The sequence below is a fragment of the Ideonella flava genome (assembly GCF_051857595.1).
Lineage (GTDB): Bacteria > Pseudomonadota > Gammaproteobacteria > Burkholderiales > Burkholderiaceae_C > Ideonella.
The window spans coordinates 104,972-124,322 of record NZ_JBPZHD010000004.1; the positions used below are offsets into that span (position 1 = coordinate 104,972).

19 protein-coding genes are annotated in these 19,351 nt (G+C 70.6%); 8 read left to right on the forward strand and 11 right to left on the reverse strand.

The window, feature by feature from the left end; genetic code table 11:
• Positions 1-13 precede the first annotated feature (13 nt).
• Together ACS5PM_RS09605 and ACS5PM_RS09610 are read right to left on the reverse strand one after the other, a co-directional pair.
• Positions 14-757, reverse strand: coding sequence for a helix-turn-helix domain-containing protein (locus ACS5PM_RS09605; protein ID WP_439387386.1), 744 nt, complete (start codon positions 755-757; stop codon positions 14-16).
• A complete protein-coding gene (locus tag ACS5PM_RS09610; RefSeq protein ID WP_439387387.1) occupies positions 757-1,731 on the reverse strand; it encodes a hypothetical protein in 975 nt (324 codons plus the stop codon). The genes ACS5PM_RS09605 and ACS5PM_RS09610 overlap by 1 nt, the downstream gene beginning before the upstream one ends.
• 197 nt (positions 1,732-1,928) lie before the next feature.
• On the opposite strand from ACS5PM_RS09610, the gene ACS5PM_RS09615 reads away from it, so the two are divergent.
• The 7 genes from ACS5PM_RS09615 to ACS5PM_RS09645 all read left to right on the forward strand — a co-directional run bounded on the left by ACS5PM_RS09615 (position 1,929) and on the right by ACS5PM_RS09645 (position 8,147).
• A complete protein-coding gene (locus ACS5PM_RS09615) occupies positions 1,929-2,405 on the forward strand; it encodes a YiaA/YiaB family inner membrane protein (RefSeq protein WP_439387388.1) in 477 nt (158 codons plus the stop codon).
• A gap of 25 nt (positions 2,406-2,430) precedes the next feature.
• Complete coding sequence (locus ACS5PM_RS09620; protein WP_439387389.1) at positions 2,431-2,874, forward strand: hypothetical protein; 444 nt, start codon at positions 2,431-2,433, stop codon at positions 2,872-2,874.
• Entirely contained in the window at positions 2,871-3,656 is a 786-nt protein-coding gene (locus ACS5PM_RS09625) for a DUF2145 domain-containing protein (RefSeq protein ID WP_439387390.1), read from the forward strand. Before ACS5PM_RS09620 ends, ACS5PM_RS09625 begins: the two co-directional genes overlap by 4 nt.
• Positions 3,657-3,731: 75 nt before the next feature.
• Positions 3,732-5,675, forward strand: a complete 1,944-nt coding sequence (locus ACS5PM_RS09630) for an MFS transporter (protein WP_439387391.1) — start codon at positions 3,732-3,734, stop codon at positions 5,673-5,675.
• The gene (locus ACS5PM_RS09635) at positions 5,672-5,953 is read left to right on the forward strand and encodes a hypothetical protein (RefSeq protein ID WP_439387392.1); all 282 of its coding nucleotides are present in this window, start codon (positions 5,672-5,674) and stop codon (positions 5,951-5,953) included. The genes ACS5PM_RS09630 and ACS5PM_RS09635 overlap by 4 nt, the downstream gene beginning before the upstream one ends.
• Positions 5,950-6,708, forward strand: a complete 759-nt coding sequence (locus ACS5PM_RS09640; protein ID WP_439387393.1) for a prolipoprotein diacylglyceryl transferase family protein — start codon at positions 5,950-5,952, stop codon at positions 6,706-6,708. The genes ACS5PM_RS09635 and ACS5PM_RS09640 overlap by 4 nt, the downstream gene beginning before the upstream one ends.
• A complete protein-coding gene (locus ACS5PM_RS09645; protein ID WP_439387394.1) occupies positions 6,705-8,147 on the forward strand; it encodes a radical SAM protein in 1,443 nt (480 codons plus the stop codon). Before ACS5PM_RS09640 ends, ACS5PM_RS09645 begins: the two co-directional genes overlap by 4 nt.
• Positions 8,148-8,177: 30 nt before the next feature.
• Here the strand turns inward: ACS5PM_RS09645 and ACS5PM_RS09650 are convergent, their stop codons facing one another.
• From ACS5PM_RS09650 to ACS5PM_RS09690, 9 genes are all read right to left on the reverse strand, one after another.
• Positions 8,178-8,897 carry a hypothetical protein gene (locus tag ACS5PM_RS09650; RefSeq protein WP_439387395.1) on the reverse strand — a complete coding sequence of 240 codons (720 nt, stop codon included), beginning with the start codon at positions 8,895-8,897 and terminating at the stop codon, positions 8,178-8,180.
• Positions 8,898-9,043: 146 nt separating this feature from the next.
• Positions 9,044-9,823 (reverse strand): phytochelatin synthase family protein, encoded by a 780-nt coding sequence (locus tag ACS5PM_RS09655; protein ID WP_439387396.1) that lies wholly within the window; start codon positions 9,821-9,823, stop codon positions 9,044-9,046.
• 34 nt (positions 9,824-9,857) lie between these two features.
• On the reverse strand, positions 9,858-10,403 hold the full coding sequence (locus ACS5PM_RS09660; RefSeq protein WP_439387397.1) for a hypothetical protein: 546 nt from the start codon (positions 10,401-10,403) through the stop codon (positions 9,858-9,860).
• On the reverse strand, positions 10,400-12,460 hold the full coding sequence (locus ACS5PM_RS09665) for a hypothetical protein (RefSeq protein WP_439387398.1): 2,061 nt from the start codon (positions 12,458-12,460) through the stop codon (positions 10,400-10,402). The genes ACS5PM_RS09660 and ACS5PM_RS09665 overlap by 4 nt, the downstream gene beginning before the upstream one ends.
• A gap of 64 nt (positions 12,461-12,524) precedes the next feature.
• Positions 12,525-13,667, reverse strand: coding sequence for a tRNA guanosine(34) transglycosylase Tgt (gene tgt / locus ACS5PM_RS09670; RefSeq protein ID WP_439387399.1), 1,143 nt, complete (start codon positions 13,665-13,667; stop codon positions 12,525-12,527).
• 270 nt (positions 13,668-13,937) lie between these two features.
• Positions 13,938-14,318 carry a c-type cytochrome gene (locus tag ACS5PM_RS09675; protein WP_439387400.1) on the reverse strand — a complete coding sequence of 127 codons (381 nt, stop codon included), beginning with the start codon at positions 14,316-14,318 and terminating at the stop codon, positions 13,938-13,940.
• Between the two features lie 146 nt (positions 14,319-14,464).
• The gene (locus tag ACS5PM_RS09680; protein WP_439387401.1) at positions 14,465-15,406 is read right to left on the reverse strand and encodes an HD-GYP domain-containing protein; all 942 of its coding nucleotides are present in this window, start codon (positions 15,404-15,406) and stop codon (positions 14,465-14,467) included.
• A complete protein-coding gene (queA, locus tag ACS5PM_RS09685) occupies positions 15,403-16,506 on the reverse strand; it encodes a tRNA preQ1(34) S-adenosylmethionine ribosyltransferase-isomerase QueA (protein WP_439387402.1) in 1,104 nt (367 codons plus the stop codon). The genes ACS5PM_RS09680 and queA overlap by 4 nt, the downstream gene beginning before the upstream one ends.
• A gap of 126 nt (positions 16,507-16,632) precedes the next feature.
• On the reverse strand, positions 16,633-16,815 hold the full coding sequence (locus ACS5PM_RS09690) for a hypothetical protein (RefSeq protein ID WP_439387403.1): 183 nt from the start codon (positions 16,813-16,815) through the stop codon (positions 16,633-16,635).
• A 132-nt stretch (positions 16,816-16,947) separates the two neighbouring features.
• On the opposite strand from ACS5PM_RS09690, the gene recG reads away from it, so the two are divergent.
• Complete coding sequence (recG, locus tag ACS5PM_RS09695) at positions 16,948-19,086, forward strand: ATP-dependent DNA helicase RecG (protein WP_439387404.1); 2,139 nt, start codon at positions 16,948-16,950, stop codon at positions 19,084-19,086.
• Positions 19,087-19,351 lie beyond the last annotated feature (265 nt).

Sequence of the window (19,351 nt, forward strand, 5' to 3'; positions counted from 1 at the left end):
TTCGCCCGCGGGGTCACGCGATCCCGTCGCGCTTGAGATCGCGAAAGGCCGCGAACAGCCATGAGCGCATGGCGATGACCAGGGTGTAGGCGCGCTTGTGCTCGGCCGGCAGCTTCTGGTCGGCCAGGTGCTGCTGCGCGAAGTCCTGCGCCACGCGCTGCAAGCGCTCGTTGAACAGCGTGGCCAGGCTGCGGCCGATCTGGCCGTGCACCAGCGTGAGCATCTCGCCCTCGCCGTCGAAGCCGCCGGCGTAGTAGTCGGTGACCACCTCTTCGCGGAAGTACTGCATCACCGGCCCGTGCGGCCGCCAGCGGAAGGCCTTGGCCACGCGCAGCCGGTAGCGGTTCATCGGCCGCAGCTCGATGATGCCCAGGCGATCCAGCTGCGCCAGGTGCTTCACCGCCTCCGCTTCACTCACGCGGTAGGTGGCCACGATCTGCTCGAAGGTCCACTGGCTCATGCAGCAGATGGCCATCAGCAGCACCTTGCGGTCGGCCACCACCGCGCGCTCCTGCTCCAGCGTCAGCTCGGTGCGCAAGGGCTGCGCGTCGGCCACCTTGCGCGCCAGCTCGGCGAAATCGAGCTTGAGCACGCGGCAGATCTCGTCCACCCGCGACAGCGGCATCTCGCCCTTGGCCAGCATGCGCTTGACGCTGGATTCGGCCATGCCGATGCGGGGCGCCAGCTGCGCGTAGGTGATGCCGGCCAGCTTGAGCTCGGCCTTGATCTGGTCGACGAGGGCCTGGGTGGTGGACATCAGTCCGCGCCGACCAAAATCAGGCTCCTCGCCTGCGGACCGGCATCGACTCGGACGACGGTCTCGGAGGCTCCGAACACGACGGCGAACTGCTGCTCGTCGAGCGTGTGATAGAGCCACTGCTCCGAAGCGAGTGACCGCGTCAGATCGGCACGCGGATAGCCTAGCGACATGATGACCTGCTCCTTGGTCATCCCGATCCGGAGCTTGCCGGCTCGTATCGCCTCTTGCTGATCTGCGGGATAGGCGGCCAGGCGCTGGCGCGGATCTTCCTTGACGATCAAGCTGCCGACGAACTGCTCACGGGTCTGCTGCTCGCGCCCGTAGTCCAGTCCGATCCGCATCTTTCGACCATCGATCAGGACCTCCGCCCGCTGCCGGCCGTAGTCCTTCAGCACGATGCGCGCACCGGCCGGTACGAACGGGAGGTCGCTCCAATTCGCATCGCTGATCCAGTCACCCTCGTAGTGCAGGTTGCAGCAGGTGTAGGACGCGCCTGCCATGGCCTGTTCGACGGCAGGATCCTGGACGCGCCTTGTCACCGTGGATGCCACCGGTTTGCCGGTCTGCTCATCTACCAGCCAGACCTCGTTCCGGTAGGCGTCCAGGGCACCCTTGACGCGATAGCGGTGGTCGGCCTCCAACTCGACCTCTACCTCTTGCTCCGCCGGCGCGGGCTGGCTGCGGAACATGGTCTGTACGGGCGCCGCAAAGGCATGGCGGGCGGTCATCAAAAGCCGCACCTTTCCGGCAGGCACGGTTCGTTCCCTCTGCTGCAGGACGAGGTCCGGACCGTTGTTCCGACTGGCCATCACGCTTGCCCTGAGCGCGTTGTCTTCCACCTTTTGGCCATTGATGGCCGCCAGATAGAAGAAGGTGCCTCCGTCCTTGCCACCGCCAATGGCGGTGTCGGCCACCACTGTGTCGGCCCGTGCCGCGCCGACGCCCAGGCCGAGCGCGGCCAGCAAGGTCATGGCACTTCTTTTGAGATTCAGCCGCATTCAATCCTCCCTTAGATCAATGCCGTGAACTGTAGCAATCGCGGCCCAGAAGTATCCCTATGTGATACCCGACCGCGTGCCAAACACCACATCAACAGTTGTCGAGCAACTTCGACAATCGTCGAGCGCAGCATCCGCTCCGTCTTCAACAACGCCCCAGAGGCAAGCCCATGAGCACCCCGTCCCCCCGCGTGATCGTCCGTCGTGATACCCGTGCCTGGCGCGTCCAGGTATGGCTGTCGTTCGGCGTCGCGGTCGCCGTCTGCGCCACCGGCCTGGCCTGGCTGCCGGGCGAAGACCTGGACCGGGCCTTCATGGTGATGGGCTACGTCTTCTGCCTGACCTCCGTCTTCGCGCTGGCCAAGCATGTGCGAGACCTGCAGCAGCGCGGCCCGCGCAGCGACACGCCGATGTGGAACCTGGTCGTCTGGGGCGGCTTCGCGCTGGCCATGGGCCTGACCGGCTGGGGCCTGGCGCGCATGCAGATCAACCCGGCCTACAAGGGCTACCTGCTGGTGAGCTGGCTGTTCCTGATCTCCAGCGCCTTCACGCTGGCCAAGACGCTGCGCGATGCCTTCGAGGCCGACCGCGCCGAGGCGACGCTGCGCCACGGCGAAGAGCGCCGCGAAGAACAGCGGATCGCCTGATCCCGAACCGAACGAGGAGCACACCATGTCCAGCCGTTCCTTCCCGATGCGCGCGGCCGTGCTGGCCGCCGCCGTGGCCCTCGGCAGCTTTGCGCTGCCTTCGCAGGCCCATCCCAACCCCTCCGCGGACCTGAGCGCCGCCTCCGGCCTGTCGCTGTCGGTGCCGGTCGCCATCTCGGTGGCCGCGCCGTCCGCGGTCCTGGTCAGCGGCGCAGTCTTCACCGTCGTCGCCGTGCAGGCGCTGGCCGAAGGCACGGTGTGGGTGCTCGAGCGCGCCTCCGATGGCCTGCGGATCTCCGTCCGCTTCGGCAGCGAAGCGGCCGGCGCCTCGGTGGCGGTGGTCGGCACCACCATCGTCGTCACGACGGTCGCCGCGGGCTGCGTGCTGTCGGCTGCCGGCGAGGCGATCGCCTTCATCCCCAACGAGCTGGGCCGCGCGCTGTTGCACGAAGAGCGGATCACGCGATGAAGCGCCACCTCGTCATCGCCGCCGCGCTGGCCGCCGCGCTCCTGGCCGCCACCCCGGCCCAGGCCGGCCGGACCTGCGAGCCGGGCCATCTCAGCGCCCGCGAGCTGGCCGACGGCATGGAACTCGCCGCGCGCACCGCCCGGCAACTGGATGCGAGCGGCGCCCAGGTGGTGGTGCTGGCCCGCGCCGGACAGGACCTGTCGGCCTACGGCCTGCGCTGGTCGCACTTCGGCTTCGCCTACCGCCAGGGCGACGGCGCCTGGCGCGTGGTGCACAAGCTCAATGCCTGCGGCAGCGACCGGGCCGACCTGTTCCGCCAGGGCCTGGGCGAGTTCTTCAACGACAAGCCGTTCCGCTACGAGGCCGCCTACGTGGTGCCGGAGGCGGCGCTGCAGGCCAGGCTGCTGCCGCTGCTGCAGGACAACGCCGGCGTGGCCCGCCTGCACACCGCGCGCTACAGCATGGTGGCCTACGCGTGGGGGACGCACTACCAGCAGTCCAACCAGTGGGCTCTGGAGACGCTGGCGATGGCCGCCGAGTCCGGGATCGCCAGCCGCGCCGAGGCCCAGGCCTGGCTGCGCGGCCAGGGCTACCGGCCCAGCGTGCTGCGCATCGACACCTTCACCCGCCTCGGCGCCCGCCTGACGCGGGCGAACGTCGCCTTCGACGACCACCCGACCGGCGACCGCTTCGCCGGCCGCATCGCCACCGTGTCGGTCGACTCCGTGTTCGACTGGCTGCAGCGCACGCAGCGAGCCGGCCCCGTGCAGACCATCCGATAGCGCGCTGCAAACCCCGATCCGCAGCGCCAGCCCGCTGCGGCATCATCCGCCCCAAGTCACCCGAGGGAGCTCCCCATGTCATCCGCCCACGGCAGCCAGTTCTCGCTGCTAGGCCAGCGCCGCTTCGCGCCATTCTTCTGGACGCAGTTCCTGGGCGCGGCGAACGACAACATCTTCAAGTTCGCCTTCACCATGCTGGTGACCTACCAGCTGAGCGTCGGCTGGCTGCCGCCGGCGCTGGCGGGCCTGGTGATAGGCGCGGTGTTCATCGCGCCCTTCCTGCTGTTCTCGGCCACCTCAGGCCAGCTGGCGGACAAGTACGACAAGGCGACGCTGACCCGGCTGGTGAAGAACCTCGAGATCCTCATCATGGTGCTGGGCGCGATCGGCCTGTTCACCAACCTCGTCGCGCTGCTGCTGGGCTGCATCTTCCTGCTCGGCCTGCACAGCACGCTGTTCGGCCCGGTGAAGTACGCCTACCTGCCGCAGCACCTGGCCGAGCACGAGCTCACCGGCGGCAACGGCATGATCGAGATGGGCACCTTCGTCGCCATCCTGCTGGGCAACCTGGCCGGAGGCCTGCTGATCGACCTGCCGGCCGATGCCTGGCTGCCGGGCACGCACGCAGTGGGGCTGGGATGCCTGGCGCTCGCGGTGCTGGGCCGCATCGCGGCGCAAGGGGTGCCTCCCACGCCCTCCAACGCGCCCGGGCTGAAGGTCAACTGGAACCCGGTGAGCGAGACCTGGCGCAACCTCATGCTCGCCAAGGAGAACATCGCCGTCTACCGCTCGCTGCTGGGCATCTCGTGGATGTGGTTCTTCGGCGCGGTGTTCCTTTCGCAGTTCCCGTCGTTCTCCAAGGACGTGCTGCACGGCAGCCCGCAGGTCGCCTCGCTGCTGCTGGTGGTGTTCTCGCTGGGCGTCGGCATCGGCTCGCTGCTGTGCGAGACGCTGAGCCGCCGGCACGTGGAGATCGGCCTGGTGCCGCTGGGCGCGATCGGCATGACGGTCTTCGCGGGGGACCTGTACTTCGCCTCGCGCGGCCTGGCCGAGGGCAGCGGCCTGCACGGGGTGGGCGAGTTCCTTTCGATCGGTGCCCACTGGCGCGTGCTGGCCGATCTCTTCCTGCTCTCGCTCTCGGCGGGCCTGTACAGCGTGCCGATGTACGCGCTCATCCAGCTGCGCTCGCCGGCCAGCCACCGCGCCCGCATCATCGCGGCCAACAACATCCTCAACGCGCTGTTCATGATCGCCAGCGCGGTGATCGTCGGCGCGCTGCTGTCGTCCGGCGTGAGCATCCCGGCGGTGTTCGGCCTGATCGCGCTGGCCAACCTGGTCGTCGGTGCCTACATCTTCCTGCTGGTGCCGGAGTACCTGCTGCGCTTCCTGGCGTGGATGCTGTCGCGCTTCGTCTACCGCCTCAGGCTGGTGGACGACGCCCACATCCCGGCCACCGGCCCGGCGATCATCGTGTGCAACCACGTGAGCTTCGTCGACGCGGTGCTGCTGATGGCCGCGAGCCCGCGCCCCATCCGCTTCGTGATGGACCACCGTATCTTCAAGGTGCCGGTGCTGGGCTGGCTGTTCAAGCTGGCCAAGGCCATCCCGATCGCGCCGCGCGGCGAAGATCCCGCGGCCTACGAAGCGGCCTTCGCCGCGGCCGACGCGGTGCTGGCCGAGGGCGACCTGCTGGGCATCTTCCCCGAAGGCGGCATCACCTCCGACGGCCAGCTGCAGGTCTTCAAGGGCGGCGTGATGAAGATCCTCGAGCGCCGGCCGGTGCCTGTCGTGGCGGTGGCTCTGGTCAACCTGTGGGGCTCGTTCTTCTCGCGCGCCGAAGGCGGCCGGGCGATGGTCAGGCCCTTCCGGCGCGGGCTCTTCAGCCGCGTGACCGTGGCGGCTGCCGAGCCGATCGCGCCCGAGCGCGTCACGCCGGAGGGCCTGCGTGAAACAGTGCACGGCCTGCTCGTTGCCCATGGCGAACGGGTGCTGCTCGAGAACCGCGAGGCCGCGGCATGAGCGAAGAGCCGAGCCTGCAGCCGACCGAGCAGCCGGTCGCCCCTTCGGGGCCCAGCGGCTTCGTCCGCTTCATCGTGGTGCTGCTGCTGCTCGTCGCCATCGGCGGCTTCGGATGCGTCACGCTGTGCGGCGCCGCCTTCACCATCGGAGGCCTCGGCGGCGGCGGCCGCGAGCTCGACATGCTGTCGATCGCGCTGCCCTCGCTGCTGATCGGTGGCGCGCTGACGTGGCTGTGCGTGCGCACGCTGCTGCGCTATCTGGGCAAACGCAAGCAGTGATCGTCGCATTCGATGCTGCGACGGCGGCGGCGCTGCATGGCGTCTTCGAGTACGGTGGCATCGCGCTGGGCGTATGGCTGTACCGCCGTGCCCTTCGCGGCCAGGGCCGCGGCGGCCCGCTGCACAGTGGCAACTTCGCCGTGGTCGTCGGCCTGCTGCTCGGTGCGGCGATCGGCAACAAGGCCGTGTTCCTCATCGAACGCCCCGACGTCTGGCAGCGCCTGCTGTCCGGCGAGTGGGTCATGCCGGGCCAGAGCGTCGTCGGCGGGCTGCTCGGCGGGCTCATCGGCGTGGAGCTCTCGAAATGGATCACCGGCCAGACCCGCAGCACCGGCGACGCGCTGGTTCTGCCTCTGGTGGCGGGCATTGCGATCGGTCGCATCGGCTGCTTCCTCGCCGGCTTGCACGACGACACCTACGGGCTGGCGACCACGCTGCCCTGGGGCGTGGACTTGGGTGACGGCGTCGCGCGGCACCCTTCGCCGCTTTACGAGATCGTCTTCCTGCTCGGACTCGGCGGCCTGCTGTGGCGATCGCGCGAGGTCCTGGCCCCCGTGGCCGGCCTGCAGTTCAAGCTCTTCCTGGCCGCCTACCTAGCCTGGCGCCTCCTGGTCGACACGCTCAAGCCCGTTCGCGTGCCCTATCCCTTCGGCCTGTCCGGCATCCAGTGGGTCTGCTTCGTCGCACTCGCCGTGTACCTGCCGCTCGTCTGGCGCGCCTCGCGTCGGCTCACGCCTCGAATCCAGCCCGCATGAGTTCAGACCGCAAGACCCGCCCCTACCTCTTCTACGACACCACGCAGTCGGTCTGCACCCGCTGCCTGCGCCAGGTCGAGGCCAAGATCGTCTTCAAGGACGATCGGGTCTACATGGACAAGTGGTGCCCCGCGCACGGCACCGAGCGCGTGCTGGTCAGCGACGACGTCGACTACTACCGCCTGTGCCGCGAGGTCTACGTCAAGCCGCCGGAGATGCCGCAGCGCTTCGCCACCGCCATGCGCCACGGCTGCCCCTACGACTGCGGCCTGTGCCCGGACCACATGCAGCACAGCTGCCTGGCCATCGTCGAGATCACCGACCACTGCAACCTGCGCTGCCCCACCTGCTATGCCGCCTCCGGCCCGGAGCGGCTCACGCATCGCTCGTTCGAGGAGGTGATCGCCATGCTGGACGCCGTGGTGGCCAGCGAAGGCCAGGCCGACGTCGTGCAGATCTCCGGCGGCGAGCCCACGCTGCATCCGCGACTGTTCGACATCCTCGACGCGGCCAAGGCGCGGCCCATCCGCCACCTGATGCTCAACACCAACGGCATCCGCATCGCGCAGGAGCCGGGCTTCGCCGAAAGGCTGGCCACCTACGCGCCGGGCTTCGAGGTCTACCTGCAGTTCGATTCGCTCCAGCGCGAGCCGCTGATGGACCTGCGTGGTGCCGACCTGCGCCGCATCCGGCAGGACGCGCTGGAGCGGCTCAATGCCCTGAACATCTCCACCACGCTCGTGATGACCGTCAAGCGCGGCATCAACGACGAGGAGATCGGCGACGTGATCCGCTTCGCCGCCGCGCAGCGCTGCGTGCGCGGCGTGACGCTGCAGCCGGTGCAGGATGCCGGCCGCAACGAGGCCTACGAAGCCGCCAGGCACCGCCTCACCGTGAGCGAAGTGCGCCGCCGCATCGTCGAGCAATCGGGCCTGTTCACCGCCGAGGACGTGGTGCCCGTGCCGTGCAACCCGGACACGCTGGCCATGGCCTACGCCCTGCGCGGCGACGACGGGCAGCTGCAGCCGCTGACCCGCTACCTCGACCCGACCACGCTGGTCGAGGCCAGCAGCAACACCATCGTCTTCGAGCGCGACCCCCGGCTCAAGGGCCAGGTCTTCAAGCTCTTCTCGACCAACCACTCGCCGGAGTCGCAGGCCAGCTGCCTGTCCGAGCTGATGTGCTGCCTGCCGCAGATCGCGGCACCCGCGGAGCTGGACTACCAGCGCGTCTTCCGCGTGCTGATCGTTCAGTTCATGGACGCCCGCGGCCTAGACATCCGCGCCCTGAAGAAGAGCTGCATCCACTTCGCCCGGCCCGACGGGAAGATGATCCCCTTCGAGAGCTACAACATGTTCTACCGGGACGAGCGGGCGGTGACCCTGGAGGCCCTGCGGGCCGAGCTGGACCGTTTTCACGGGGAGCGCAGCGGGGTTTGAGGGGAGCCCACGGCCCCGGCGGACTCGCGTTCAGAACAGCCGCGCCAGCGCCTGCGGCAGGGTCTTCGCCTCTGGCAGCCAGTGACCGATCGCCAGGCCGGTCAGGACGGTGATCGCCATGACGACGGCCAGCGGCCCCCACGTGCGCCGCAGGGCATGAGCCAGCCAGCCCTCGCGCTGCGCCTTCAATGCCAGGGCGCCTCCGGCCGAAGCGAAGGCGATCTCCACCGCGACGCCCATCAGGACTTCGACACCGAAGAGCCCGAAGACCGCAAAGCCCAGCACGGTGGCCAGCGCCACCGCGACTCCGATGGCCAAAGCCAGCGGGACCAGCACCACCGCGCCATCGTCCGCGCTGCCGATCGCCTCTGCCACGGTAGAGGCAGCCTCTCCCACCGGTGGGCTTGCGCAGTCGGCCACCGCCACGCCGTCTGCAGCATCGAAGCCGCCGCTGGCACCCCCGCCACCAAAATCTCCTCCGCCGCCTGACCGGAAGACCGCGGCATCGGCCGAGCCGTTGCCGCTGGACCCCATGCCAGGCAGATCGAAGCTCAGGTCGCCGCCGTCGAGCGATGCCTCATCTCGCGAAATGAGCCATCGGCACCACGCCCACAGCAGCCCAAGGTAGATGACATAGGCCCCCAGGAGCGCCACGCCGTGGCGCAGTGCGAGGGAGTCGATCCCGGCCAGCAGAAGCGTGTGCGAGATGCCCCACAGCAGGCCGAAGGTGACGAGTCCGATCAGGAGCACATGGACTCGTACCCACCGGCGACTGTGCACATCCGCGCGAATGCTGCGCTCGAACTTCAGGGCCGCTGAGATGGGTGACCCGGTCACCGTGATCCGGCTATGCGCTCCGCTCATGGGACTTCATCCCCTCCGTTCCGCGAAGTTTGTCAGAGGCGGGGCGTGCCACGAACCAGCACGAAGCCCCGTGTCTTTCCGGACGAGTCGTCGAGCGTGTTCATGGCCGCCCACAGGTCTGACGCGGTCACCCAGGTGGGCGGGTAGCGGTAGGCGGCGACATCGAGCAGGAGGAAGCGGTCGGTGGCCGGGTGGTAGGCGGCCAGCGGGGAGATGTGGCCGCCGGCCCGCTGCCCCAGCGTGGCGCGCTGGTAGTTCACGAGGATGTAGTCGCCGGGGCGGCCCAGGTTCGCCGTGGCGATGGCGCGAAAGGCCTCGAGGCTGCTGTCTTGCGCGAACACGGGTTCGGCATGGGCGCCGCGCTGGCGCAACAAGCCGGCCAGTTCCTGCAGGGTCATGCCGTTGAAGGTGACCCGCATCTCGGTGGGCCAGTCGTCGAAGAAACGGTCCTGGGTGAGTCGCGGCCCCTCCGGGTGCAGCGCGTTCAACACCATCACCGAGCTCGCCACGCCGCAGAAGGCGGGGCGGCGCTGGCGCTCGAAGGCAGCACTGAGCGGTGCATGGTCGGCCTGGGGCGTGCTCTCCGCCAGCAGGCGCTGCCCTTGCGGCGTGGCGGCGGAGACGAGGCCGCCGGGCAGCGGAAGCGGCTCGTCGCCAGGCGCGCGAAAGGCGAGGTGCCAGACCAGGCCGGCGCCCGCGACCAGCAGCGACAGCGTCGCCCCAGCCGCCACCCGCAGCCACAGGCGCCGAGGCTCGCGGCGCGCGACCGCCTCGACGCGGGCGGCCTGGATGTTGTTGTCCGTCGTCTTCATGGGCGTGCCGTGATCCTGATTCCTCGCCGGCGCTTCAGCTCCATGAGCCGCGCCAGCGCCGCCACTGCATGCGAACGCGCCTTCGCCACAAGCGCGCCGCCTGCCAGGCCGCCGAGGCGCGGGCCCAGGCGAGCAGCGACTCCTTCCAGGCCCTCCAGCGTGCATACAGGCGGGCGAACCAGGCCAGGCGCATCAGGGCCGGCTGGGTCAGGGTGAACAGCCGCGCCACGATGGCGGTGCCTATGACCTTGGTGGCCAGGATCACCATGGCGCCCAGCAAGGCGCGGCCCTGGCCGATGAGCCAGAGCGCGAGCAGCTTGATGGGCAGCAGGGCCAGCGCCGGCACGGCGAACAAGGCCAGCGCGGCATAAGGCGGCAGGCGCCGGATCCAGTCCGCCACCGCCGTCAGGCCGAGCTTCTCGCCCAGCCAGGCCAGCGCGCGCTGCAGCGGCTCCCAGCCCCATTCCTCGAACAGGATCAGCAGGGCCAGCGGCCATTGCCATGACGCGCGCAGCAGCCTGCTCCAGCGGCTGGTGGACGGCCGGCCGCCGAGCTCGCTGGACTCGCGCCGGTGCTTCACAGCAGCGCAGCGAGTTCCTGCAGCCAGGCCTCGAGCACGGGACCTCGCAGCAACGCGCCCGACAGGCGCGTGCCGGCGCCCGCGTCGACCGGCAGCGATTGCGCACGACGGGCCATCAGGCTGGCCTCGGGCAGCAGTTGCCACACCGGCACTTCTCGTTGGCTGCCGCCGGGGCGGACGCGCTGCAGGCGGCGCGCCAACGCGTCGGCGTGCCAGGGCGTGTCGAGGTGGATCACGATGGGTGCTGCGAGCTGCACGCCGATGCGCTGCTCGGCGCCTTCCGGGCCGTCGGCCACCAGCAGGATTCGCGGCCCCTCGGCCTCGCGGAAGGCGCGCAGGGCCTGCTCGGCCAGACGCGGCGAGCCGGCGGCCGGCAAGGCTTCGACCGGCAGCCCGGTGGCCTGCAGGGTCGCGGCCAGCTCGGGCAGCAGCGCCGCGTCCTCGCTGAAGACGACGATGCGGCCCGCCCCGCCCGACAGGGCGTCGCCGAGCAACGCGGGCAATGCCGCGATGTTGGCCGCGCGGGCCGCGGCCCACAGGGAGGCCACGGTCCGCCGCAGGGCCAGCTGATCGCTGTCCGCCAGGAAGCCGCTGCGCTGCCAACGGGCCAGGCGCTGGGCAAGTTCGTCTCGCAACGAGGCCTCGCCGACCGGCGTGGCCGTGGTACGCACCGTCGGCGCCCAGGCCGGCCACTGCGAGGCGACATCGGCAAAGCGACGGGCCAGCAGCACCGCCGCGAGCGCGTCGACATTGCCTTCGGCCTGCCAGGTGGCGAGGCCGCCCTGGCGAAGCTGGTCCACGGCGGTGAACAACGGCAAGGCCTCGGGGCGCTCCAGCAGGTCGTGGGGCGCGAGCACCCACAGCCATGCGGCCGCCTGGGATGCGGGCGCCTCGGTGGCTGCGACATCCGGCCGCTGGCGTTGATCGAGCAACAGCAACTCGGTGCCCTCGGGCACCGCTTCGCCGGGCGACAGCACGACCAGCGCGGGCGGCCCGGCCGGCGCGTCGGCCGGCCAGACGCGGCTCCAGGCCGCCTGCCAGCCCGCGTGCGCATCCGCCGGCGCCAGCACCACCGGCGCGCCCGTGCCGAAGTGCTGCATCACCAGCCGCGCGGCGAGCAGCAGTTCGTTCTCGGGCTCCAGCGCCGGCTCGTCGGCCAGCACGCAGCGGCCCACGCAGGCGGCGAAGAAGGCCGCTTCGAGCTGGCAGGCGCGCCAGCCGGCCAGCAGGCTGCCCTCGGGCTGGGCCGCGGGGTCCAGCCCCTGCGGGTGTCGCGATTCGAGGTGGGCGATCCGGCCCTGCAGGTCCGACAGCCGTGCCAGGTGCGACCAGACGGCCTCGTCGACCTCGACCGTGTGGCCGGTGCGGGCGGCGATGGCCAGCAGTTCGCTGAGCTCGTCGAGGTGGCCGAACGCCAGTTCCGACGCTCCGCGTTGCGCTTGCCAGCGCTGCACGGCCTGGCTCAGCGTGCCGGGGCAGCGCGAGCCGGCCTGCCAGCAAACGCGTCGCTGAAGGCCCTCCTCCAGCGTGAGCTGACTGGTTTCGCGGACCGGCGGCGCGGGTTCGGGAGCTTGCTCCGGTTCGACCGGTTCCAGCGGTTCGATGAACGGCAGCGGCTCCACCTCGACGGGCGCGGGCGCTTCGGCCTCCGGCTCGGCTGGCTCGCCGGCCGGCGGGACGTCTGCGGCCGGCTCGGCCGCTGCAAGCGCTTCGGGCTCCTGCACGTCCGGCGCCGCTGCCCGTCCGCCTCGTCGCTTCGCCTTTGGCGCTGGAGGGGGCGCTTCTCCGGAGACAGCCGCTTCCTCGGCCGTGGCGGGCTCGGCCGCCAGCACTTCGCTGGCGGCGTCCTCCAGCGGCAACTCCGCAGCTTTCGCGGTGCGCTTGCGCGGAGCCCGTGGGCGCTTGGCCGGCAGGGTGGCTTCAGGGGCCGCCTCCGATTCGGCGGCCGGTGGATCGGTGGGAACGGGAGCCGTCGAAGCCTCGGGGCCTGCGTCGAGCAGGTCGAACGTGGCCGAGTCGGCCGGGGCCGGCTTGCGGCGCCGGGTGGTAGTCGCCATGGGAAGAATCGGTTCGAGAAAGGGAATGGGGCGGGGCCGGGCCGCTGGTCTAGCGGCCGCGGGTTCAGACCCCGCGCGCGCGATCGGCCGCGAAGCGCTGGCGGAACTCGGCAAAGCGCCCCGCTTCCAGCGCGTCACGGATCTCCTGCATCAGGTTCAGGTAGTAGTGCAGGTTGTGCAGGGTGGCCAGCATGGGCGCCAGCATTTCGCCGCAGCGCTCCAGGTGGTGCAGGTAGGCGCGGCTGAAGCCGCCGGCGCAGGCGTGGCAGGCGCAGCTCTCGTCTATGGGCCGCTGGTCCTGCTTGTGGCGGGCGTTGCGGATCTTCAGGTCGCCGAAGCGGGTGAACAGGTGGCCGTTGCGAGCGTTTCGGGTGGGCATCACGCAGTCGAACATGTCGACGCCGCAGGCCACGCCTTCGACCAGGTCCTCGGGCGTGCCCACGCCCATCAGGTAGCGCGGCTTGTGTGCCGGCAATCGATGCGGCGTGTGCGCCATGATGCGCAGCATCTCGTCCTTGGGCTCGCCCACCGAGACGCCGCCGACGGCGTAGCCGGGCAGGTCGAGTTCGACGAGCGAGGCCAGCGACGCTTCGCGCAGCGACTCGAACATGCCGCCCTGCACGATGCCGAACAAGGCGTTGCGATTGGCCAGCCGCTCGAACTCCGATTTCGACCGCCGCGCCCAGCGCAGGCTGAGCTCCATCGACGAGCGCGCCTCGGCCTCGGTGGTGATGTGGCCGGCCGACTTGTCGCCCTGGTAGTAGGGCGTGCACTCGTCGAACTGCATCACGATGTCCGAGTCCAGCACGCTCTGGATCTGCATGCTGACCTCGGGCGTGAGGAAGAGCTTGTCGCCATTGACCGGCGAGGCGAAGTGCACGCCCTCCTCGCTGATCTTGCGCATGTCGCCCAGCGACCAGACCTGGAAGCCGCCCGAGTCGGTGAGGATGGGCCGGGTCCAGCCTTCGAAGCGGTGCAGCCCGCCGAAGCTGCGGATCACGTCCAGCCCCGGGCGCATCCACAGGTGGAATGTGTTGCCCAAGATGATCTGGGCATTCATCTCGACCAGCGAGCTCGGCAGCACGCCCTTGACGGTGCCGTAGGTGCCCACCGGCATGAAGATCGGCGTCTGCACGACGCCGTGGTTCAGCCGCAGGCGGCCACGCCGTGCCAGGCCCTCGGTGGACAGCAGTTCGAACTCGAGCATGGGCCGGATTGTCGCCCGGCCCGGGAGCCGCTTCGGCTCCCGGGCCCGGGCAGAACATCCGGCTCCCCCGAGCCCCCTCCAAGAGGGCGGCTCCAGCCAGTCCATCAACCGGCACGACCATCTCGTCACTCTGGCCAGAGCCTCCCTCTCGGAGGGAGGCTGGTGGGAGCCCACTACATGCTGGAGCCGCCCTCTTGGAGGGGGCTAGGGGGAGCCCATGGATGGGCGCAAGCCAGGAATGCAGGCGGCTTCTGCCGCCCGCATTCCTGGCTAATTCGGGCCCAGGGCCAGGATCCAGTGCACCAGCTTCTTCGCGTCGCCTTCGCTGATCGCCACCTTGTTGGGCGGCATGGCCAGGCCGCTGGCCTTGCCCTTCCAGTGGCTGTCGTAGGGGTTGGAGCCCTTCAGGACGGTGGTGGTGAGGTTGCCCTCGGCGTCCTTCTGGCCGCGGTACTTGGCGGCGACGTCCCGCCAGGACGGGCCGACCGGCGGCAGGCCGTCCGGGCCCTTGGCGCCCGGGTCGACGTGATGGCAGGCCATGCAGCCGCTGTGGGAGGCCAGCGTCAGCATCGCGTCGTCGCTGGAGGCCGCGTGGGCCGCTCCCGCGGCCGCCAGGACGGCGGTCAGTGTGGTGATCAACAGGGGTTTCATGGTGGGCTCCTTGAGGTCGATTGACCCCACCATAGGCAGCGGCGCGTCCGCGCGATTGCGTCAGATCAAGAGCGCCCGGCGTTTTGCCAGGATGGAGCAGCGGCGCTGCGCGGCGGCGCACCGCGTGACAGCCGGGATGCTCCAGCTCAGCACAGCGTGAACAGCAGCGCCCACGGGATGCGGGCCCGCAGCAGGGCCGGCGTCACCGCCGCCACCACCGTGTAGCCCGGCTGGGCGGTGTCGCGCCGGGCCGGATTCGCCAGGGCCTCTCCACCCGCGCCCTGCAGCGCGGCGGCGACCGGCGTGTTCGCCGCCCGGCCGCGCCGAACCACCAGCGCGAGCTCGAGCGAGGCGAGCCGCACCACCGTGCCCGGTGGGTACAGGCCGAAGGCGTGGCCGAGCGCGAGCGCCGTCGGTTCCTGCGGATGCTGCTGGTAAAGGCGCCGGACCGCCTGGTCGGGCAGCAGCGGGTGGCGCCGGACGCGAGACCCGAAGCAGGCACAGTAGACGTCGATCATGCGCAGGCGCCTCGCCTCGGGCAGGGGCTCGGCGCCGGAGGGCGTCTCGTGGTGCTGCTCCACCATGCCGAGCCAGAGGGGATCGGTGATGCCCGCACCGCGCAACAGGGCGGCACTCTGCGCCGGGTGCCGGCGGATCTGCTCCCGCTGCTCGGGCTTGAGCGGCGCGTCCTGGTGCGTCAGCTGATCCTGCAGCGCCAGCATCGAGAGATTCATGGTGAGCGCCGCGGCCAGCGGGACCGACATCTCGGCGGCCCCGCTGCCCTGCCGCAGTCCCAGCACCGCCCAGGTGGCCGCGACATGGGCCGAGTGGGCGACGCTGTACGGATGCGCGGCGCAGAAGTCCGGATGCACGAGCAGGGCCTGCGCCATGTCCGGATCGCCCTGCACGAGCGCCGCCAGCTCGTCGGCCAGCGCGCGGATCGCGCCTTCAAATCCTTCGGCTGCCGGCGTTTGCAGCAGGCTCGCCATTCTGTCCAGGAGGAGATGCCATTCGGCCAGCCGCTTTTCGGCCGCCGCCAGGCCGGGATCGGCCGCCTCGGCCGCCCGCCCGAATGGCAAGGCGTTCATGGCCCCGAGGGGCGGGCGCGCGCCAACAGCATCGCGTCGCCATAGCTGAAGAAGCGGTAGCGCGCCTCGATGGCGTGGTGGTACAGCGCCATCACATGCTCATGGCCAGCGAAGGCGCTGACCAACATCATCAGCGTGCTCTTGGGCAGGTGGAAATTGGTGATCAGTCGATCCACGACCCGGAACTCGAAGCCGGGGCGGATGAAGATGTCGGTCTCGCCCTGCTGGGGCCTGTCCAGGCCCGCGGGCGAGCGCAGCGCTGCCGATTCGAGCGCGCGCAGCGTGGTGGTGCCGGCGGCGATCACCTGCCGGCCGCGGGCCCGAGCCTCGGCGATGGCCTGCACGGTGGAACCGGGCACCTCGAACCACTCGCTGTGCATGCGGTGCTCGTCCAGGTTCTCGGTACGCACCGGCTGGAAGGTCCCGGCGCCCACGTGCAGGGTGACCCGGGCGCTGTGCACGCCGCGCTCGGCCAATGCGGCGAGCACGGGCTCGTCGAAGTGCAGCGAAGCGGTGGGCGCCGCGACCGCCCCCGGCCGCTCGGCGAAGACCGTCTGGTAGCGCTCGGCATCCTCGGGCGCGTCGGCGTGGGTGATGTACGGCGGCAGCGGCACGTGACCGTATTGCTGCAGCAACCCCAGCGGATCGGCCGGAAACCGGAGGCGGAACAGGGAATCGTCCGGCCCGGCGCGGCCCAGGACCTCGGCGTCGAAGCCGGCTCCCGGCGTGCCGGCATCCAGCCCGAAGCGCACGAAGCCGCCCGCCCGGGGCGACTTGCTGGCGCGCAGGTGGGCGAGCACCTGGTGGGGCGGTTCGCCCGGCTCGTCGGGCACTATGCGCTCGACCAGGGCTTCGACGGCGCCGCCGGTGGGCTTTTCACCCAGCAGCCGGGCCTTGATGACGCGGGTGTCGTTGAACACCAGGAGGTCGCCCGGCGCGAGCAGGGAGGGCAGCTCGCGGAACACGCGGTCGACCGGACGATCGGTCCGGCCGTCGAGCAGGCGTGACGCGCTGCGCAGCGGGCTGGGATGCTGGGCGATCAGCTCGCCGGGCAGCGCGAAATCGAAATCGGCAAGGGTGTAGGAGCGCGGGCTGGACAAGGGACGTGACCTCGAGGCTTCACCGGCCTGCGAAAGAGATGTGTGAATTGTTCCACGCCGGCTGCGGCCGCGCCAGCAACCGGCGTGCCCTCTTTGGGCCCGCCGGCGGTCATTCGGTTCCTTGGCTCAGCGCTTGGCCGGCGAGTCGGCATGCAGCGTCGGCGAGCCGGCAGCGACCTCTGCCTGGGCGTCCGCCCGCGCATCGGATTGATCCCAGGCCCAGGCGAAGGCCACGCCCAGACCCAACACGGTGGCAATCAGCACGAGCAGTCGAACAGCTAGACGCATGGCAGTGGGCGAAAAGATCAAGTCGGGAATTCTGGCGGGCGCATTCTCCCGCCATTTCGGATCAACCCGGCCCGACGTTAGTGAGCAGTCGCAAGAAGACGTCACTGCCCGTGGCATCCGGCATGCCCGGGCCGTGTCCGTCCGGCGACGACAATGCCCCGCATGCCGCCCGCCGACGCCGCCCCGGACGCCGCCACTGCCGCAAAGACCGCCCCGCAGCGCTCGGGTCCCGCGCGAGCGCTTCAGTCGCTCGGGCTGACCACTCCGCTCGCGCTGGCCCTGCACCTGCCGCTGCGCTACGAGGACGAGACCCGGCTGACGCCGCTGTCGCAGGCGCACCCGGGCGAAACGGTGCAGGTCGAGGTCACGGTGCGCGACGCGAGGGTCGAGTTCCGCCCCCGGCGCCAGCTCGTCGTGCGGGCGGCCGACGACGGCGGCGAGACGCTCGTCCTGCGCTTCGTGCATTTCTACCCATCGCACCAGAAGGCCTTGCAAGCCGGCGTGCGGGTGCGCGCGCGCGGCGAGCTGCGCGGCGGCTTCTTCGGCCGCGAGATGATCCACCCGCAGTTCAAGGCCATCGAGCACGGGGCACCCCTGGCGGCCGAGCTGACGCCGGTCTACCCGAGCACGGCCGCCCTGCCACAGAGCTACCTGCGCAAGGCCGTGGCTTCGGGGCTGCAGCGTGCGAACCTCGCCGAGCTGCTGCCGCCGGGGATCGTGCCGCCCGGCTTGCCCCCGCTGCGCCAGGCGCTGGAGCTCCTGCATCACCCGCCGCCGGGGGCGCCGCTGGCTGCGCTGCAGGACCACAGCCATCCGGCCTGGCAGCGGCTGAAGTTCGAGGAGCTGCTCGCCCAGCAGCTGGCGCAGGGACAGGCCCGGCGCGAACGCGGGCGCCATGCGGCGCCGATGCTGGTGCCCCGCGTGGGCGGCCTGCACGAGAAGCTGCTGGCCACGCTGCCCTTCGCCTTGACGCGTGCACAGCAGCGCGTGTCGGCCGAGATCGCGGCGGATCTGGCCGCCGGCCGGCCGATGCATCGCCTGCTGCAAGGCGACGTGGGCGCCGGCAAGACCGTGGTCGCGGCGCTCGCCGCCGCAGTGGCGATCGACGCCGGCTGGCAATGCGCGCTCATGGCGCCCACCGAGATCCTGGCCGAGCAGCATGTGGCCAAGCTCGTGCAGTGGCTGCAGCCGCTGGGCGTGAAGGTGGCCTGGCTCGCCGGCGCGCGCCGCGGCAAGGCGCGCGAAGAGGCGCTCGCGCAGGTCGCGAGCGGCGATGCTGCGCTGGTGGTCGGCACCCATGCGGTGATCCAGCACGACGTGCATTTCGCACGGCTGGGGCTGGCGGTGGTCGACGAGCAGCACCGCTTCGGTGTCGCCCAGCGCCTGGCCCTGCGACACAAGCTGCAGGACACCGAGTCTTCGCTTTCCGCCCACCTGCTGATGATGAGTGCGACGCCCATTCCGCGCACGTTGGCGATGAGCTACTTCGCCGACCTCGAGGTCTCGACCATCGACGAGCTGCCGCCGGGCCGCACGCCCATCGTCACCAAGCTGATAGCGGACCACCGGCGCGAGGAACTGATAGGCCGCATCCGTGATGCGGTGGAGGCGGGCCAGCAGGTCTACTGGGTCTGCCCGCTGGTGGAGGCGGTGGAGGACGACGGCTCGCCGCCCGAAGGCAAGGCGCGAGGCGGCAAGCCGCTGACCGAACTGCGCAATGCAACCGAGACGCACGCCGTGCTGTCCGCTGCGCTGCCCGGTCATGAGGTGGGCCTCGTGCATGGCCGCCTGAAGACCGCCGAGAAGGCCGCCGTGATGGCGCGCTTCAAGTCCGGCGAGATTGCCGTGCTGGTGGCCACCACCGTGATCGAAGTCGGCGTCGACGTGCCCAACGCCAGTTTGATGGTCGTCGAGCACGCCGAACGATTCGGGCTTGCGCAGCTGCACCAGCTGCGCGGCCGCGTGGGCCGCGGCGAGGTGGCCAGCGTCTGCGTGCTGATGTACTCGACGCCCCTGTCGGACAGCGGCAAGCACCGGCTGAAGGCAATGGCCGAGACCACCGACGGCTTCGAGATCGCGCGCCGCGATCTCGAGATCCGCGGACCGGGAGAATTCATGGGGGCGCGGCAATCGGGCGATGCGCTGCTGCGCTTCGCCGACCTGGCCGAGGACGCGCCGTTGCTCGCGCAGGCGCGCCGCGCCGCGCCCATGCTGCTGGATCGCCACCCCGACGCCGCGCAGGCGCAGGTGCTGCGTTGGCTGGGGCACCAGGTCGACTATCTGAAAGCTTGAAGTTGGGGCCCCCACGGCCCCTGCCGGGGCCTGCCCCCGAGGGGGCTCGCGCAGCGGAAGGAATTTTGGCCCCCACGGCCCCTGCCGGGGCCTGCCCCCGGGGGCTCGCGCAGCGGAAGGAATGTTGGCCCCCACGGCCCCTCCCGGGGCCTGCCCCCCGAGGGGGCTCGCGCAGCGGACCGGCAGAGCCGGATCCGCGCACGCCCTTGGAGGGGGCGGCGCTGCGCGCGCCCCGTTTTGTTGACTGGTGTGACGCTGAGCGAAA

What these genes read in the sequence shown, in the direction of transcription:
- ACS5PM_RS09605 (WP_439387386.1), bottom strand. Translation starts at nt 757, where the DNA reads ATGTCCACCACCCAGGCCCTCGTCGACCAGATCAAGGCCGAGCTCAAG.
- ACS5PM_RS09610 (WP_439387387.1), bottom strand. Translation starts at nt 1,731, where the DNA reads ATGACCTTGCTGGCCGCGCTCGGCCTGGGCGTCGGCGCGGCACGGGCC.
- ACS5PM_RS09615 (WP_439387388.1), top strand. Translation starts at nt 1,929, where the DNA reads ATGAGCACCCCGTCCCCCCGCGTGATCGTCCGTCGTGATACCCGTGCC.
- ACS5PM_RS09620 (WP_439387389.1), top strand. Translation starts at nt 2,431, where the DNA reads ATGTCCAGCCGTTCCTTCCCGATGCGCGCGGCCGTGCTGGCCGCCGCC.
- ACS5PM_RS09625 (WP_439387390.1), top strand. Translation starts at nt 2,871, where the DNA reads ATGAAGCGCCACCTCGTCATCGCCGCCGCGCTGGCCGCCGCGCTCCTG.
- ACS5PM_RS09630 (WP_439387391.1), top strand. Translation starts at nt 3,732, where the DNA reads ATGTCATCCGCCCACGGCAGCCAGTTCTCGCTGCTAGGCCAGCGCCGC.
- ACS5PM_RS09635 (WP_439387392.1), top strand. Translation starts at nt 5,672, where the DNA reads ATGAGCGAAGAGCCGAGCCTGCAGCCGACCGAGCAGCCGGTCGCCCCT.
- ACS5PM_RS09645 (WP_439387394.1), top strand. Translation starts at nt 6,705, where the DNA reads ATGAGTTCAGACCGCAAGACCCGCCCCTACCTCTTCTACGACACCACG.
- ACS5PM_RS09655 (WP_439387396.1), bottom strand. Translation starts at nt 9,823, where the DNA reads ATGAAGACGACGGACAACAACATCCAGGCCGCCCGCGTCGAGGCGGTC.
- ACS5PM_RS09665 (WP_439387398.1), bottom strand. Translation starts at nt 12,460, where the DNA reads ATGGCGACTACCACCCGGCGCCGCAAGCCGGCCCCGGCCGACTCGGCC.
- tgt (WP_439387399.1), bottom strand. Translation starts at nt 13,667, where the DNA reads ATGCTCGAGTTCGAACTGCTGTCCACCGAGGGCCTGGCACGGCGTGGC.
- ACS5PM_RS09675 (WP_439387400.1), bottom strand. Translation starts at nt 14,318, where the DNA reads ATGAAACCCCTGTTGATCACCACACTGACCGCCGTCCTGGCGGCCGCG.
- ACS5PM_RS09680 (WP_439387401.1), bottom strand. Translation starts at nt 15,406, where the DNA reads ATGAACGCCTTGCCATTCGGGCGGGCGGCCGAGGCGGCCGATCCCGGC.
- recG (WP_439387404.1), top strand. Translation starts at nt 16,948, where the DNA reads ATGCCCCGCATGCCGCCCGCCGACGCCGCCCCGGACGCCGCCACTGCC.